Source organism: Buchnera aphidicola (Symydobius americanus), assembly GCF_964059135.1.
GTDB lineage: Bacteria > Pseudomonadota > Gammaproteobacteria > Enterobacterales > Enterobacteriaceae > Buchnera_L > Buchnera_L aphidicola_AJ.
Genome location: NZ_OZ060393.1, coordinates 179,072 through 197,443, shown reverse-complemented (window position 1 = coordinate 197,443; position 18,372 = coordinate 179,072). Strand labels below are relative to the sequence as shown.

Here is an 18,372-nt window from a genome sequence, read left to right as displayed (position 1 = left end):
ATTAAAATCATATAATACAAAATAAATAAATTAAATATATTTACATTATTTATTTAAAAAAGGGATGGATTTTTTGATAATACCCCCACCTATACAAATTTCACAAGAATAAAATACAACAGATTGTCCTGGGGTAACACCAAATACTGGATTTTTAAAAAAAATTTTTATTGATTTTAAATTTTTTAATATTATAATACATGGTACATCTATTTGACGATATCTTACTTTTGCTGTGCAATTTAGAATATTTGATATATTTTCAGAGTTTATCCAATTCACTTTATCTGCAATTAATCCAATGGACATTAATTTATGGTGATTAAAACCCTGAACAACAGTAATAGTATTTAGAAATAAATTTTTATCACAAACATACCATGGTATATTTTTTTTTCCGTACTTTCCACCAATACCAAGTCCTTTCCGTTGTCCAATAGTATAATTTATAATCCCAGAATGTTTTCCAATAATATAACCACGATCAGTTAATATATTTCCAGGTAAACTCGTGATAAAACGACTTAAAAATTTTTGTATTTTATAAGAACCAATAAAACAAATTCCTGTAGAATCCGGTTTCTCTGCAACAGATAAATTTAATTCTCTTGCTATATTACGTACTTTTTTTTTTTGAAATTTACCAATTGGAAATAAAATTTTTTTTAGTTTTTTATGATTTAATGTATATAAAAAATAACTTTGATCTTTATTGACATCAATACCCCGAATTAACATTGGTTTATGATTAAAATATTTAATTTGTGCATAATGACCTGTAGCAATATAGTCCGCTTTAAATAATTTTGTTGCTACATTTAAAAAAATTTTAAATTTAATATATTTATTACACCAAATATCAGGATTAGGTGTTATTCCTGTTTTATATGCAAATAAAAATTTCTTAAAAACATCATTCCAATATTCTTCAGAAAAATTTACTTCATGTAAGTATATTTTTAATTTTTTACAAACTGCTCTTGTATCGTTTAGATCTTGAGAAGATGCACAATAATCAATTGTATCATCTTCTTCCCAATTTTTCATAAACATACCTTCGACAATATATCCTTGTTGTAATAAGATATATGCAGCAACAGAAGAATCCACTCCACCAGACATAGCAACAATTACTTTTTTAATATTTTTACTATTCATTAAAATATAATATTAATAAATTCATTTAAGATATATTATATATTTATAATACAAAAAAGATTAATAAAAGTTTTATTATAATATTTATTAAAAATTTAATATTTTATATAAAAATATTAAATTATCCACCATTTAAATAATGATTAAAAATTTTTAATTATGATTTACAATAAAAACATGTATAATATTCGGAATTTTTCAATTATTGCTCATATTGATCATGGAAAATCAACTATTTCAGATAGATTTATTCAAATATGTGGCGGATTAACAAATAGAGAAATGTCAGAACAAGTATTAGATACTATGGATTTAGAAAAAGAAAGAGGAATAACTATTAAAGCACAAAGCGTTACTTTACAATATATTAGTTCTAAAAAAAAAATTTTCTATTTAAATTTTATTGATACACCCGGACATGTAGATTTTGCATACGAAGTATCACGATCATTATCAGCATGTGAAGGAGCACTTTTAGTAATTGATTCAACTCAAGGTGTAGAAGCACAAACTATTGCTACCTGTAACATGGCATTAAATATGAATCTTACAGTAATTCCAGTATTAAATAAAATTGATTTACCTACTTCAAATCCACAACGAGTATTAAAAGAAATTAAAGATATTATAGGTATTTCAGAAATAGATACAATTCTCTGTTCCGCTAAAACTGGATTTGGAATAACTAATATATTAGAAAAAATTATCAGTCACATTCCTTCTCCAGAAGGTGATATAAATATGCCATTACAAGCTTTAATTATTGATTCCTGGTTCGATAACTACCTAGGTGTAGTATCATTAATTAAAGTTAAAAATGGAAAAATATCAGTAGGAGATAAAATACAAGTTATTAGTACAAAAAAAAAATATTGTATAAATAAAATTGGGATATTTACACCAAAACCAAAATATAAAAATAATTTAAAATGTGGTGAAGTTGGATGGGTTATATGCGGAATTAAAAATATCAAATCTTTTCCTGTAGGAGATACTTTAACATCTTTTTCGAATCCAGTAAAACAATCAATTTCTGGATTTAAAAAAATACAACCCAAAATATACGCTGGATTATTTCCACTTGAAACTGAACAATATGAAAATTTTAAACTAGCATTAGAAAAATTAAGTTTAAATGATGCTTCATTATTTTATCAAACAGAAACATCTAATGCACTAGGATTTGGGTTTAAATGTGGTTTTCTTGGATTATTACATATGGAAATCATTCAAGCTCGATTAGAAAGAGAATATAACTTAAATATTATTTCTACTATTCCAACCGTAATATATCAAATTGAAATGATGGATAAAAGTATAATATACTTAAATAATCCATATGAATTATCTAAATTAAAAAAAATAAAAGAATTACGAGAACCAATTGCAAGATGCAATATTTTAACCCCCGAAAAATATATTGGAGATATTATTAATTTATGTTTGCAAAAAAGAGGAATACAGAAAGATATAATATATCATGAACATCAAATAACATTAAAATATGATATTCCTATGTCAGAAATCATAACAAATTTTTTTGATCAATTAAAATCTATTTCTAATGGATACGCATCATTAGAATATGATTTTAAATATTTTAAAAAATCAGATATGATATGCTTAGATATATTAATTAATACTGAAAAAATTGACGCTTTTTCTTTAATAATACATAGAAAAAACTCATATATTCAAGCAAAAAATATAGTTAAAAAAATTAAAAATCTAATTCCTAGACATCAATTTAATATTATAATACAAGCTGCTATTGGTAAAAACATAATTGCTAAATCTATAATTAAACAACTCCGAAAAAATGTATTATCTAAATGTTATGGCGGAGATGTCAGTAGGAAAAAAAAATTATTAAAAAAACAGAAAATAGGAAAAAAAAAAATGAAACAAATTGGAAATATTAAAATACCAAAAGAAACTTTTTTTTCTATACTTTCAATAAAATAAAACATATAGGAGTTTTTATTTATGAAAAATATTTTTTTTAATGTATTATATAGTTTAATTTTAATTACAGGAATCGTTTGGTTATTTAATATAATTTACTTAATAATTAATAAAATATCTGATTTTAGAAAATCAAATATTATACAATGTAAGAATAATTCTAAAGATAATCATAAAACAATAAATAATAAATCTTTTATAAATACTATAGGATCATTTTTTCCGGTTTTAATTATAGTATTGTTTATAAGATTTTTTGTATTTGAATCATTTAATATTATATCTCCATCAATGATGCCAACACTCCTACCTGGAGATTGCATATTAGTTACAAAATTTAATTATAGAATTAATAATCCGTTTACAAAAAAAAATCTTATACAATATAATCATCCTCAAAGAGGAGAAATTGTTATTTTTAACCATTCTAAAGATAATCATAAAAATTATATAAAAAGAATTATAGGAATTCCTGGAGATAAAATTTATTACGACGAAATCAACAAAAAATTAACAATTTATAAAAATTATAACTTTAAAAATGAATATAATCAAAAAATTTTTATTAACTATTATGTTTTAAATAATCAAATAAATAGATATTTAGACCAAACCAAACAAGAAAAATATATAATGATTAAAATTTATATAGAAAATATAAATCCTTGTAAGCATAATATATTAATAATCCAAAACAATCAAAACGCATTAAAATTATATAATTTTTCCAAAAAAAATACTTGGATAATACCAAAAGGATATTATTTTGTCATGGGAGATAACCGAAATGATAGCTTAGATAGTAGATATTTTGGATTAATTTCAGAAAAAAATATAATTGGAAAGGCTAATTATATATGGATGAGTTTTGAAAAACAACCTAATAGTTGGCTTAAAAAAATTAGATTTAATCGCATTGGAAAAATTAATTAATTTTAAAAGAGATATTTTATAATCTATGAATTACACTATGATAAATAAATTACAAAAAACTTTAGGATATACTTTTGAAAAAGAAGAAATTTTAAATCAAGCTCTAACACATCGAAGTGCGAGCGTAAAACATAATGAAAGATTAGAGTTTTTAGGTGATTCTATTTTAAGTTTTGTGATTGCGAACACCTTATATCGAGATTTTCCATATATTAATGAAGGCGACATGAGTAGAATGAGAGCAACACTGGTACAGGGAAATACATTAGCAAAAATAGCTAGCGAATTTAGTTTAGGAGAATATTTACAACTAGGACAGGGTGAACTTAAAAGCGGGGGGTTTAAAAGAGAATCAATATTAGCTAATACTATTGAAGCAATAATTGGTAGTATTTTTATAGATAGTGATATTCAAATAGTAGAAAAATTAATATTAAAATGGTATAAAAAAAGATTAAAAACTATTGACCCTAAAGATTTACAAAAAGATTCTAAAACACGTCTTCAAGAATATCTACAATCTCAAAATATTCCATTACCTTCATATATAATTACTCAAATATATGGAGAAGCGCACAACCAACTATTTACAATACAATGTAAAATTTACGAAATAAAAGGAGAATTTATTGGTATGGGATCAAGTAAAAGACAAGCAGAACAAAACTCTGCAAATCAAGCTTTAATAAAACTAGGAATAGAATGAATAAAATCGATTATTATTGTGGTTATATTGGAATTTTCGGAAAACAAAATGTCGGAAAATCCACAATATTAAATAAATTAATAGAAAATAAAGTGTCTATTACTTCTCGTAAACCAGGAACAACCCAAAAAAATATATTGGGAATTCAAACAAAAAAAAATTATCAAATAATTTATATTGATACACCTGGAATGAAATTAAAAGAAAAAAATAATTATATGCTTCGTATTAATAATAAATTATCGCTTATTTTGTTTGTAGTGAATAAAAATACTTGGTCAAAATTAGATGAATTAATATTAAATAAAATACAAAAACTATTTACATCAACTATTTTAGTAATTAATAAAATTGATTGTATTACTCAAAAAATAAAATTATTACCTTATATTGAACAAGTCCGAAAAAAACACAATTTTATGGAAATTATTCCAATTTCTGCAAAATTTAGAAAAAATATTGATATATTATCACAAAAAATAAAAGAATATATTCCAAAATCTAAACATCTTTTCCCAAAAAAATGCATTACCAATGTTTCTTCAGAATTTATAATTACCGAAATAATACGAGAAAAAATTATTCGTCTTGTAGGAAAAGAATTACCATATTTAATCAAAATTAAAATTAATTCATATAAAATAGATCAATGTCATAAAAATTATATTGATGCTTTTGTTATAGTAAAGAATAATAGACATAAAAAAATTATTATAGGAAAAAATGGAGAAAAAATTAAATTGTATGGAATAAAAGCTCGAAAAGAAATAGAAAAAAAATTTAATAAATCAATTTATTTAAAATTATGGGTAAAAATATATAAAAAATAAGATATGTCAATTATTGGAGTAGGAATAGATATTATTAAAATATCAAGATTAAAAAATATAGTTAAAAAATTTGGAAAAAAATTTATCAAACGTATTTTATCTAAAAAAGAATTTCAAGAATTTTCAAATAACCCAAAAGATATTTCTTTTCTTGCTAAACGTTTTGCAGCAAAAGAAGCAGCATCAAAATCTTTAGGGATAGGTATACAGAATAATATTCAATTAAACCATTTTGAAGTATACCATGATCATCTTGGAAAACCAAAAATAAATTTTTTAAAACAAGCAAAAATTTTTTTAAAAAAATTAAATATTAAATCAATACATATTAGTATAACAGATGAAAAAAAATATGCTTGTGCTGTTATAATTATTGAGTCAAAATAATCCGAATAAAATAAAAGAAATTAAATATAAAAAAATTTATTATTTAATTTCTTTTATTTTTAAAAAAATTTGTTATTAAATTAGTACATATAGAATTATATATAGAATAATCAACTTGAATCTTAGTATTATTTTTAATTTCTTTTAACAAATCAACTGTAATCTGTGATTTTTTAACATTTCTATTTGAACAAGATCCTAATACTAAACGATTGATACGACTATTTAAAATAGCTCCTAAGCACATGATACATGGTTCCAAAGTGACATATAATGTAGTATTAATTAACCTATAATTCTTTAAAATTTTTCCACCTTCTTGCAAGGCAAGAATTTCTGCATGTGCAGTAGGATCATGATTAGAAATCGATGAATTTAAACCAGCACCAATAATTCGATTATTAAAGATTAATACAGCACCTACTGGTACTTCACCATTTAATTGTGCTTGATTAGCTAAAATCAAAGCATATTGCATCCAAAAAGTATCTTTTATATTTAAAAAATTATTATTCAAAATATAATTTATCTCTATATAATGTTACAAAAAATTTTTAATTAATCTATTTTTTTGAATTATCCATTCTTGTTTTTTTTTATGTTCTCTTTTATCGCGTACATTTTTACCTCTAGCAACTCCAATTTGTAATTTACACCAAGCATTCTTCCAATATAAAGAAAGAGCAATTAAACTATATCCTTTAATTTGATATTTTCCATATAAAAAAAAAATTTCCCTACGATGTAATAATATTTGTCGGTCTCGATGTGTTTGATTATGAAATGCATTAGAAATAGATGTTAAACATGGTTGAATATCTATACTAACTAGATACATTTTTCCATGGTTAAATAATAAATAACCACTATTAATATTTACTTGCTTTTTTCTTAATGATTTTACTTCCCAACCTTGTAAAACTAAACCAGCTTCAAGGGTACTTTCTATAAAATAATTATAATATGCTTTTTTATTAACAATAATATTATTTTTAAAATTTTTATCATTTTTTTTGTATATCATAATTTTATTATATTTTAATATATTAAAAAATTATAAATGATATTATAATATAATTTATACTATATATGTAAACAATTTATTTCGAAACTATAACCATAGCTGGTCTTAATAAACGATTATGTAATTTATATCCTTTTTGCATAATTTGAATAATATAATTTGACTGAACAGTCTTAGACTCGGATAACATGATTGCTTGATGAATATTTGGATCAAAAGGAACATTCACTTCATTAATTATTTTAATATTATATGAATTAAATAATTTTAAAAATAATTCTAAAATAGAAGTTAATTGAACATGAATTTCAGAAATATCAGGAATATCAGGAATATCAGGAATATCAGGAATATCAGAATTTTCTTTTCTAGATGAAAAAACTGCTTTTTCTAAATTATCAATATCAGGTAATAAATCAATAATAAAGCTAGAAAGAGAATACTTATAGGTATTACTAATATCTTTTTCAATTCTATCCATTAAAGTTTTAAGCTTTTTTTTTGATTGTTTTTTAAGGTATAATATTTTTTTTTTTTTTTTTAAAATTAAATTTTTAATTTCACTATTTTTTTTTTGCATATGATTAAACCATAAATTAAATATATTTATATTATATATAATTAGATTTTCTAAACGTCAAAAAAAAACCATGTTCTGGTATTTCCCAGGGTTGTTCAACCCATACATCTTGAGGTACATTAACAATATATCCATTAACGAACATACAACCCATTGGTTTTGCAAAAACTGTAAAAAAATAAGATTTTGGATATATCTTATGAATAATCCTTGCTGTACCTCCAGTATCTGATAAATCATCTATAATTAAAGTAGATTGATTATAATTTTTAGCAATTTTAATAATTTTTACATCATTTTGTAATTTTTGATCATTATAACTTGCAATGCAAATAGTATCTACAAAACGAATACCTAATTCTTGAGCAATACATGCAGCTGGAACTAGTCCCCCTCTACTAACAGCAATAATTTTTTTCCATTTCTTAATTAAAGATAATTTATAAGCTAATTGACGCGAATATATTTGAAACCTTTCCCAAGTAACAATAAATTTTTTTTTCATATAACAACCTTATTCTTTTTATTAAATTCATGTAAAATATATATTATTCAATTAATTATAAAATATTTCATTATAATAAATTAAATAAAAATTGTATTTTTTTATAAATAATAAAATTTTGTTATTTTTTTTTAACATTCGGTGCGGACGGGATTCGAACCCGTGACCCCTAGCGTGACAGGCCAGTATTCTAACCAACTGAACTACCGCACCAAAAAATAAAACATAAAAAAAATTACGTTGTTATCATAATATATAATTATAACCAAATAGTCAAATAATATTCTTTAATTTTAACCATAAACAAGAATTATCTTTATTTATATTTTTTAAATACTTTTCATGTTTATGATATTCATTTTTTGTAGCCTTTAAAACGAAAGGTGGAATATTTTCAAAATGTTTTTTATTTTTAATGAAATTATTTTTTAAAATATTTTTTTGATTAAATAGATTATTAAAAATAATTGTTTTTTGTACACTCGTCATACGAAGATAAACCTTTGCCAAAATTTCAGCATCAATAATAGCGCTATGTAAATTTCTGGGAATATTAACTTGATATCTTTTTCTTAAAGCATCTAAATTATTTTTTTTTCCTGGAAAATTTGACCGAGCTATCTGTAAAGTATCTATAACTTTGCACATTTCAGAAATTTTTTTAATATTTTTATTTAATTTTTGAATCTCATAATTTAAAAATCCTAAATCAAAATTAGCATTATGCATAATAATATCAGATTGATTTAAATACTTGATAAATTTTAAAATAATTTCATAAAAAAATGGTTTATCCATTAAAAAATCATTAGTAATACCATGAATTTTAAAAGCCTCAAAATCTATTAATCGATTGGTTTGAATATATGTATGAAAATTATTTCCGGTTAACTCACGATTAATAATTTCGACTGCTCCAATTTCAATAATACAATGATCAAGATAAAATTTTTTATTCCTATTCATTCCAGTAGTTTCAGTATCTATTACTATCTTTCTATCCAAGACGATATTTCTAAATATTTGATTAAAATTTACATATAATTAAAACATAATTGATGAAATTTTTCAATATATTTAAAATATTCAAATATATGAAATATATGAAAATAATAAATTTTTGAAATATTTTTAAAAATATTTAATATTTTTAATTTAACAAATTTCAAATATTTTAAAAAATACTTTTTTTATAAAAAAAAATAAAAACGATTTTAATAAAAAGATATATAATTGTTAGATATAAAAATTCGATCTAATTTTGGAGCTAAGCGGGATCGAACCGCTGACCTCCTGCGTGCAAAGCAGGCGCTCTCCCGGCTGAGCTATAGCCCCTTTGGTTGTTATAAACTTTATAGGCCTGAGTGGATTTGAACCACCGACCTCACCCTTATCAGGGGTGCGCTCTAACCAACTGAGCTACAAGCCTCCGAAAAAAATTTAATCAGATAATTTATGTGGGCACTTTAAAAATTAAAGTGCATTTTTTTAAGGAGGTGATCCAACCGCAGGTTCCCCTACAGTTACCTTGTTACGACTTCACCCCAGTTACGAATCACAAAGTGGTAAGCGTCCTCCTCTAAAAGAGGTTAAACTACCTACTTCTTTTGCAATCCACTTCCATGGTGTGACGGGCGGTGTGTACAAGGCCCGGGAACGTATTCACCGTGACATTCTGATTCACGATTACTAGCGATTCCGACTTCGTGGAGTCGAGTTGCAGACTCCAGTCCGGACTAAGATGTACTTTATGAGGTTTGCTTGTCTTTGCAGAGTTGCTTCTCTTTGTATACACCATTGTAGCACGTGTGTAGCCCTGGTCGTAAGGGCCATGATGACTTGACGTCATCCCCACCTTCCTCCGGTTTATAACCGGCAGTCTCCTTTAAGTTCCCGGCCGAACCGCTGGCAAAAAAGGATAGGGGTTGCGCTCGTTGCGGGACTTAACCCAACATTTCACAACACGAGCTGACGACAGCCATGCAGCACCTGTCTCATAGTTCCCGAGGGCACTTTCTTATTTCTAAGAAATTCTATGGATGTCAAGACCAGGTAAGGTTCTTCGCGTTGCATCGAATTAAACCACATGCTCCACCGCTTGTGCGGGCCCCCGTCAATTCATTTGAGTTTTAGCCTTGCGGCCGTACTTCCCAGGCGGTCAACTTAATGCGTTAGCTTCGGAAGCCATTTCTCAAGGAAACAACCTCCAAGTTGACATCGTTTACAGCATGGACTACCAGGGTATCTAATCCTGTTTGCTACCCACGCTTTCGCACCTCAGCGTCAGTCTTCGTCTAGGAGGTCGCTTTCGCCACGGGTATTCCTCCAGATATCTACGCATTTCACCGCTACACCTGGAATTCTACCTCCCTCTACGAGACTCTAGTCTGTTAGTTTTAAATGCAGTTCCTAAGTTAAGCTCAGGGATTTCACATCTAACTTAATAAACCGCCTACGAGCTCTTTACGCCCAGTAATTCTGATTAACGCTCGCACCCTCCGTATTACCGCGGCTGCTGGCACGGAGTTAGCCGGTGCTTCTTTTTCAGGTAACGTCAAGAAAAATAATTATTAGTTATTTTTTTTTCTTCCCCAACGAAAGTACTTTACAACCCGAAGGCCTTCTTCATACACGCGGCATAGCTGCATCAGGCTTTCGCCCATTGTGCAAGATTCCCCACTGCTGCCTCCCGTAGGAGTCTGGACCGTGTCTCAGTTCCAGTGTGGCTGGTTATCCTCTCAGACCAGCTAGAGATCATTGCCATGGTAAGCCATTACCTTACCATCAAGCTAATCTCATCTGGGTTCATCTAAAAGCGTAAGGCTCAAAAAATCAAGTCCCCTACTTTGGTTTCTCAACATTATGCGGTATTAGCCACCGTTTCCAGTGGTTGTCCCCCTCTTTTAGGTAGATCCCCAGACATTACTCACCCGTTCGCCGCTCGCCGACAAGAAAGTAAACTTTCTTTCGATGCCGCTCGACTTGCATGTGTTAAGCTTGCCGCCAGCGTTCAATCTGAGCCATGATCAAACTCTTCGATTATTTACTATTATCTCAAATAGCATAATAGTATTACTTAAAAATTTATTCCTTCTAAAAGGAATAATTTAAAATTAATTTTTTCTGTGCCCACACAAATTATCTGATTTATTTTTTAAAGAGCATGTTTTAACTAAGCTTCTATACATCTTACATTTTTTAAAAAAAATGTCAATCTTTTTATAACATTTTTATAAAAAAATATTAGATTATAAAAAAAAATCATAAATAAATTTATATAATTATTTACTTATAATTAAATAATTATATAAAATATATAAAAATATTTTTATAATTTTATAAAAAAAAATAATTTGAGTAAATATATGAATATTAAACAAAGAATTTCAGAAAAAATTCAAAAATCTATATTAAATCTCGGAATACCTACTAAATATTTAAACAAAATTTATTTAACGTCACATGCAAAAATAGGACATTATCAAATTAATGGAATTGTTAACATATCTCAGAAGTTAAAAATCAATGCATTAAAATTATCAGAAAAAATTATTAAAGAATTAAAAAAAGAAAATTTTTACAATAAAATGAATATCTCTTCTCCTGGATTTATCAATATTTTTCTAAAACAAGAGTGGTTATCAAATAAATTAGAAGAACTTATAACATGCTCAAGATTAAAAATTTCTAAACAAGAACCAAAAAAAATTATTATAGATTACTCATCTCCCAATATGGCAAAAGAAATGCATGTAGGACATTTAAGATCAACTATTATCGGAGATGTAATGGCTAGAACTATGGAATTTTTAAATCATAATGTTATGCGAGTAAATCATATTGGAGACTGGGGATCACAATTTGGAATGATAATTGCATATTTTAAAAAAGATTATAAAAACTACAAATCCATTAACCCATCTTTAAAAAAAATTGAAACAATTTATCAAAAATCAAAAAAAATGTATGAAAACTATCAATTATTTAAAGATTTATCTAAAAAATGTTTAGTTGACCTTCAAAATAATGATAAAAATTGTATATCTATATGGAAAGATATCATTCATAAAACAATAAAAAATAACGAACAAATATATCAAACACTTAATGTGACCTTAAAAAATAAACATATTTTAGGAGAAAGTTTTTATATTCGTTTCATTCCAAATATGATAGAAGAACTAAAAAGTAAAAATATTGCAACGCAACATCAAGGAAAAATAATAATATATTTAAATGAAATAAAAAATAAAAAAGGAAAACCAATGGGTGTTACTATTCAAAAAAAAGATACTAGATTTTTATATTCTACAATTGATTTAGCGTGTTTAAAATATCGAGTAAAAGAATTAAAAGCAGACCGTATTATCTACTATACAGATACACGTCAAAAACAACATTTACAACAAATAAAAATTATTTCAGAAAAAGCTGGATATATTTCTAAAAAATGTACACTTGAACATCATGCATTTGGTATGATACTTTCAAAAGATAAACGCCCTTTTAAAACAAGAGATGGAAAATTAATTAAATTAAAAAAACTAATAGAAAAATCAATAAATAAAGCAAAAACAATAATTAAAATAAAAAATCCACATTTTAATAATAAAAAAATATTAAAATTATCTAAAATTATTGGAATTAGCGCAATTAAGTATTCAGATTTATCTAGAAAAAGAGAAACAAATTACATTTTTGACTGGAAAAATATGTTATCATTTGATGGAAATACAGCACCTTACATACAGTATACATATACTCGTATTTATTCTATCATTAAAAAATCAAAATTAAAAACAGAACAAATTAAAGGAAAAATTGTATTGAATAAAGAAATTGAAATTAAATTATCCATAAAATTATTACAATTTGAAGAAATTATTCTGGAAATTTCAAAAAAAGGAAATCCTCATATTTTATGCACATACTTATTTAAATTAGCATCAATATTCTGTAAATTTTACGAAAAATACCCAATTATTTTTGCTAAAAAAATAAGTATCCGAAACAGTAGACTAAAATTATCTATATTAACAAGTCGTATTATTAAAAAGGGATTAAATATATTAGGAATACAAACATTAAAATATATGTAATTAAAAAATATTTATATTATATAATAAATAAATATATTTTTAATACCAATTTTATCAATTCATTACAAATAAATGAAAATCAGAAAACATTATTATGCGTACAAGTAAATACTTATTATATACATTAAAAGAAATACCACACAACGCAAATACAATTAGCCATCAACTAATGTTAAGAGCTGGATTAATTAGAAAATCAGCATCCGGATTATATATTTGGTTACCAAATGGAATTCGAATAATCAAAAATATTAAAAAAATTATTAGAAAAGAAATGAATCGATGTGGAGGTATAGAAATCTGTTTTCCAATTATGCAAACAGATAAATTGTGGAAAAAAAGTAATCGATTAGAACAATATGGAAAAGAATTAATTAAATTATATGACCGTAATCAAAACTGTTTTATACTCAGCCCAACACATGAAGAAATAATAACTGATTTTATCAGTACAGAAATTATATCTTACAAAAAATTACCAATTCTATTATATCAAATACAAACAAAATTCAGAGATGAAATTAGACCACGATCCGGAACTATTAGATCACGTGAATTTATCATGAAAGATGCATATTCTTTTCATCATACTAACAAATCTTTAGAAAAGACATATCAAAAAATTTACAAAACATATACTACAATATTTAATAAATTAAATTTAAAGTTCTATTCTGTAAAAGCAGAATCAGGACTTATTGGTGGAAAATGTTCACACGAATTTCAAGCGATATCTAATAATGGAGAAGATAAAATTATTATTAAAGATAACCAGAATCATCAAAAAAATAATCAAATCAATTCATATCAACCAAACGCACAAAAAATTAAAATTTTTTATATAAAAAAATATATAAAAATAAATGATTATTTTAAAAAAAAAATCATCAATCTTCAAAAAATGTTATTTTATATTAAAGATAAAATTATAAAAATTTTTATTTTAAAAAAGCATCAAAATTTTATAGCATTGTTTATAAGAGGTGATGAACAATTTCATATAAATCAAAATTCTTATTTAAAAAAAAAACAATTAAATTTTGCAAATAAAATAGAAATATTAAATAATATTTTAAAAAATAAAAAAAATATTAATTTATCTATTCCATTAATTATGGATATTAATGTTGCTAAAATGAATGAAACTCTTCCTATAGTAATTATTAATAATGAATATTTTATCGAATATAATTTAAATCAAAATTTTACTGGAGCTAAAATTCAAAACATTAAAATCCAAAATGATATTTTAAAAATAAGCAATTCAATTGAAATAGGTCATATTTTTAAAATCGGTAAAAAATATTCAAAAATTATGAATGCTCAGGTAAAAAATAAAAATGGAACAAAAGATTTTATACATATGGGATGTTATGGAATAGGAATCAGTAGAATAGTAGCAGCAATTATTGAACAAAATCACGATCAAAATGGAATTATCTGGCCTAATCAAATAGCACCATTTCAGGTATTAATTATCCCTATTAATCTTAAAAAGTGTCAAAAAATTCAAAACATATCAGAAAAATTATACAAAGATTTTAAAGAAAAAAAAATCGAAGTATTACTAGAAGATAGACATGAAAGAATTGGAATAATTTTTTCTGATGCTAATTTAATTGGTATTCCAAATATTATAATTATTAATCAACAGACTATTAATGAAAACATTGTAGAATATCAAACGAGAAAAGAAAGAAAAAAAATTAATATACATATTAAAAATATCATACCATATATTACAAAAAAAATACAAAATAACATATAAATATCAAATAAATAAAACATTAAAAATCATAAATGATAATTTTTTAAATATAATATAAATTTTTATATAAATTAAAATAATAAATTATATCAAATATTATTTTTTAAGATATTTATTACGAGCTATTGGAATATTCATTAAAACATGTGCAATTAATTTAAGTTTTTTAGTAAACTGATTTAAAAATATACGACCAGTTAAAATTAAAATAGTATCTTTAATCAGCATAAATTTATATTTACTAATTAAAGAACCAAAAATAATTATTTCTATTTGATCAACACCATCCAGTAATTCTAAAAAAATAATTTTTTTTCGATTTTTAGTTGTTTGAAATCTTATAGAAGAAATAACCCCAGACACTGTAACCATAGAATTATTTTTCATCTTGTAAAGATTCTTTATAAAATAATTATTAGTATAAAAGGATAACTCACGTCGATATTCATCCATAGGATTACCAGTTAAATAAAATCCTAATACATCTTTTTCAAAGTCTAATTTCATTTTCTGAGACCAAACAGATGAAGATAAACGAAAATTATTAAAATAATTTTTATTATAAAATGTGTTATTATCAGATACAAGTGGTTTTAAAAATTCTAACTGATTTTTTTTTTGAGATTGAAAATATTGATGAGATAAGAGAATCGATTTATTAATCAATTTAAATAATAGAGATCGTTCTATATTGAAAGAGTCCAACGCACCAGAAAAAACCAATTTTTCTAAAGTTTTTTTACCAATTTTTTTTAAATTCACATTAATACAAAAATCAAATAAACTATTAAATCGTTTCACCTTATTTCTCGAACAAATAATAGAATCCACTATAGATCTTCCAACACCTTTAATTGCACCCAAACCATAAATAATCTCTCCTTGTTGATTTGTTGTAAAATAATATTGACTAATATTAATATCTGGAGGAAGAATTTTTAGATTCATTCTAAAACATTCCCTTATAGATCTTTGAATTTTATTAGTATTATCAAGATCAGCACTCATTACGGCAGACATAAATTCAGAAGGATAATTCGACTTAATCCATAAAGTTTGGTACGAAATTAAAGCATATGCTACAGAATGTGATTTATTAAAACCATATCCAGCGAATTTTTCAAGTAAATCAAAAATTTTTATTGCAAGTTTTTTTGAAATACCCCTTTCCTGTGCAGATTTTTGAAAATATTCTCTTTGTTTAAACATTTCATTATATTTCTTCTTTGACATAGCTCTTTGTAAAATATCTGCTTCTGATAATGTATAACCTGATAATACTTGAGCAATTTTCATTACCTGTTCTTGATATAATATAATCCCATATGTTGATTTCAAAATTGGCTGTAATAATTCATGTTGCCATTTAATATCAGGATAAGCAATAGGTTCTTTTTTCTTTTTTCTATTAATAAAATTATCAACCATTCCAGACTGTAATGGTCCGGGTCTAAAAAGAGCAATTAAAGAAACAATATCTTCAAAACAATCTGGTTGTAATCTAGTAATTAAATCTCTCATTCCATATGATTCTAACTGAAAGACAGCTGTTGTTTCTGCGGATTTTAATAAATTAAAACTTTTTCTATCATCTAGTGGAATGTGATTTAAATAAATAAATTCTGAATTATTTTTTTTTTGAATCTGATTAATCATCTTTACAGCAGATTGAATAATTGTTAACGTCCTTAATCCTAAGAAATCAAATTTTAATAATCCTATGTAATCAATATCATCTTTATCTAATTGAGTAACAAATACCCCATGATCATCATACTGTATAGGAGTAAAACAAATTAATTTTTTTGGAGCAATTACAATACCACCAGCGTGTTTTCCAATATTTTTTATAACTCCTTCTAATTTCTGAGAAGTATCAATAATCTTTTTTACCTCGATATTTTGGATATAAAATCTCAATAAATCGGATTGATTAGATAATGCTTTTTTTAATGTAATTCCGGGATCTAATGGTATTAACTGAGAAATTTTATTTACAAAACCATAAGGATAACCAAACACTCGACCTACATCTCGAACAACAGCTTTAGCAGACATCGTACCAAATGTAATAATTTGAGATACAGTATTTTTCCCATAAAATTGAGCAATATGTTCAATCACTAAATCTCTTTTTTCCATACAAAAATCAATATCAAAATCTGGCATAGAAACACGTTTAGGATTTAAAAATCGTTCAAATAATAAATCATGTGATAATGGATCTACTTCAGTAATTTGTAAACAATAAGCAACTAATGAGCCCGCACCAGAACCTCGACCAGGACCAACTGATATATTATTATTTTTTGCCCATTTTACAAATTCCATAACAATTAAAAAATATCCAGGAAAACCCATTTTATTAATAATTTCTAATTCCATAAATAATCGATCTTGATATTTTTTAAAAATTGAATTTCTAAATATTTTATCTGAATATAATAATTTTAATCGATTATTCATTCCCGATAAACTTTTTGAAATTAAAAAATTTTTTGTACTCATTAATTTAGTTGGAAAAGTAGGTAAAAAATATTTACCAGTTTTTATAAATACATTACAACGCTTTGCAATTTCTACACTATTTTCAAGAGCTTCAGGAAGATCAAAAAATAAATCGCACATTTCTTTTTCAGTTTTTAAAAATTGTTCTTTACTGTATTGATAACCAAAACTTTTAGATTGTAAGGTTTCACCCTTATAAATAGCTACTCTAATTTTATGAGTCTCAGAATCAGACTTATTAAGAAAACAAACATTATTAGTTGCTACAATAGGTATATGATATATTTTAGATAACAAAATAACATGTTTAATATAATCTTCTTCAAATTCATTATTTGTTCTTAAAATTTCAAAATAATAAAAAGAAGGAAAATATTTTTTATAAAATTTTATAAAACTCTTAATTACAAAATCATTATTCTGAATTAAATATTTTCCAAAATCACCATTATAACCTCCTGATAAAATAATTAATCCATCTTTATACTTCACTAACCAATCTTGATGAATAATAATTTCATCTGATAAAAACAAATATTTTTGTTTGTGTGACTTAGAAATCAAAGCAATTAAATTATAATAACCTTGATTATTATATGCTAAAATATTTATTTTACTAATTGCTTGATTTAAAAAATTAGACCGCAATTTAAAACGCACACCTAAAATAGGTTTAATACCCATTGATATTGCAGATTTATAAAATTTAATTACACCATAAAAATTACCATAATCCAACATACCTAATGCAGGCATGTTTAAATCAAATGCTCTTTGAATTAATTCATTAGGCTTTGATAATCCACTAGTAATCGAATAATCACTACGAACAGATAAATGAACAAACTTAGGATCCAAAATATTATATGCTCCAAAATAAAAAAAATAATTTATATCTAAATTACATCA

General features: G+C 24.6%; 14 protein-coding genes, 3 tRNA genes and 1 rRNA gene. 7 read left to right on the top strand and 11 right to left on the bottom strand.

Annotated features, from left to right (window positions below; translation table 11 throughout):
- Positions 1–45 precede the first annotated feature (45 nt).
- Positions 46–1,158 (bottom strand): tRNA 2-thiouridine(34) synthase MnmA, encoded by a 1,113-nt coding sequence (gene mnmA / locus AB4W55_RS00910; RefSeq protein ID WP_367672736.1) that lies wholly within the window; start codon positions 1,156–1,158, stop codon positions 46–48.
- 177 nt (positions 1,159–1,335) lie between these two features.
- Here mnmA and lepA point away from each other — a divergent pair, with 177 nt between their 5' ends.
- Genes lepA through acpS form a run of 5 tightly spaced genes read left to right on the top strand, consistent with a single transcriptional unit; the run spans position 1,336 to position 5,979 of the window.
- Positions 1,336–3,123 (top strand): translation elongation factor 4, encoded by a 1,788-nt coding sequence (lepA, locus tag AB4W55_RS00905; RefSeq protein ID WP_367672734.1) that lies wholly within the window; start codon positions 1,336–1,338, stop codon positions 3,121–3,123.
- A gap of 21 nt (positions 3,124–3,144) precedes the next feature.
- Entirely contained in the window at positions 3,145–4,056 is a 912-nt protein-coding gene (gene lepB, locus AB4W55_RS00900) for a signal peptidase I (protein ID WP_367672732.1), read from the top strand.
- Positions 4,057–4,081: 25 nt separating this feature from the next.
- Positions 4,082–4,762, top strand: coding sequence for a ribonuclease III (rnc, locus tag AB4W55_RS00895; protein ID WP_367672730.1), 681 nt, complete (start codon positions 4,082–4,084; stop codon positions 4,760–4,762).
- Positions 4,759–5,592, top strand: a complete 834-nt coding sequence (gene era / locus AB4W55_RS00890; RefSeq protein WP_367672729.1) for a GTPase Era — start codon at positions 4,759–4,761, stop codon at positions 5,590–5,592. The genes rnc and era overlap by 4 nt, the downstream gene beginning before the upstream one ends.
- A gap of 3 nt (positions 5,593–5,595) precedes the next feature.
- Positions 5,596–5,979, top strand: coding sequence for a holo-ACP synthase (gene acpS / locus AB4W55_RS00885; protein ID WP_367672727.1), 384 nt, complete (start codon positions 5,596–5,598; stop codon positions 5,977–5,979).
- 43 nt (positions 5,980–6,022) lie between these two features.
- Here acpS and tadA read toward each other — a convergent pair whose 3' ends face one another.
- The 9 genes from tadA to AB4W55_RS00840 form a co-directional block, all read right to left on the bottom strand.
- Complete coding sequence (gene tadA / locus AB4W55_RS00880) at positions 6,023–6,496, bottom strand: tRNA adenosine(34) deaminase TadA (RefSeq protein WP_367672725.1); 474 nt, start codon at positions 6,494–6,496, stop codon at positions 6,023–6,025.
- A gap of 24 nt (positions 6,497–6,520) precedes the next feature.
- Positions 6,521–7,003, bottom strand: a complete 483-nt coding sequence (gene smpB / locus AB4W55_RS00875) for an SsrA-binding protein SmpB (protein ID WP_367672723.1) — start codon at positions 7,001–7,003, stop codon at positions 6,521–6,523.
- Between the two features lie 76 nt (positions 7,004–7,079).
- The gene (locus AB4W55_RS00870) at positions 7,080–7,583 is read right to left on the bottom strand and encodes a nucleotide exchange factor GrpE (protein ID WP_367672721.1); all 504 of its coding nucleotides are present in this window, start codon (positions 7,581–7,583) and stop codon (positions 7,080–7,082) included.
- Positions 7,584–7,614: 31 nt separating this feature from the next.
- Complete coding sequence (gene gpt / locus AB4W55_RS00865; protein WP_367672719.1) at positions 7,615–8,088, bottom strand: xanthine phosphoribosyltransferase; 474 nt, start codon at positions 8,086–8,088, stop codon at positions 7,615–7,617.
- A gap of 139 nt (positions 8,089–8,227) precedes the next feature.
- Positions 8,228–8,301, bottom strand: a tRNA-Asp gene (locus AB4W55_RS00860).
- A gap of 60 nt (positions 8,302–8,361) precedes the next feature.
- A complete protein-coding gene (gene dnaQ / locus AB4W55_RS00855) occupies positions 8,362–9,093 on the bottom strand; it encodes a DNA polymerase III subunit epsilon (protein WP_367672717.1) in 732 nt (243 codons plus the stop codon).
- 257 nt (positions 9,094–9,350) lie between these two features.
- A tRNA-Ala gene (locus AB4W55_RS00850) sits at positions 9,351–9,423 on the bottom strand.
- Between the two features lie 20 nt (positions 9,424–9,443).
- A tRNA-Ile gene (locus AB4W55_RS00845) sits at positions 9,444–9,517 on the bottom strand.
- A gap of 60 nt (positions 9,518–9,577) precedes the next feature.
- Positions 9,578–11,130: ribosomal RNA gene (locus tag AB4W55_RS00840) — 16S ribosomal RNA — on the bottom strand.
- 323 nt (positions 11,131–11,453) lie between these two features.
- Here AB4W55_RS00840 and argS point away from each other — a divergent pair.
- Positions 11,454–13,187 (top strand): arginine--tRNA ligase, encoded by a 1,734-nt coding sequence (gene argS / locus AB4W55_RS00835; protein ID WP_367672715.1) that lies wholly within the window; start codon positions 11,454–11,456, stop codon positions 13,185–13,187.
- A 94-nt stretch (positions 13,188–13,281) separates the two neighbouring features.
- Positions 13,282–14,955, top strand: a complete 1,674-nt coding sequence (locus tag AB4W55_RS00830) for a proline--tRNA ligase (RefSeq protein ID WP_367672714.1) — start codon at positions 13,282–13,284, stop codon at positions 14,953–14,955.
- Positions 14,956–15,051: 96 nt separating this feature from the next.
- Here AB4W55_RS00830 and dnaE read toward each other — a convergent pair whose 3' ends face one another.
- A complete protein-coding gene (gene dnaE, locus AB4W55_RS00825; RefSeq protein ID WP_367672713.1) occupies positions 15,052–18,321 on the bottom strand; it encodes a DNA polymerase III subunit alpha in 3,270 nt (1,089 codons plus the stop codon).
- Positions 18,322–18,372: the final 51 nt, after the last annotated feature.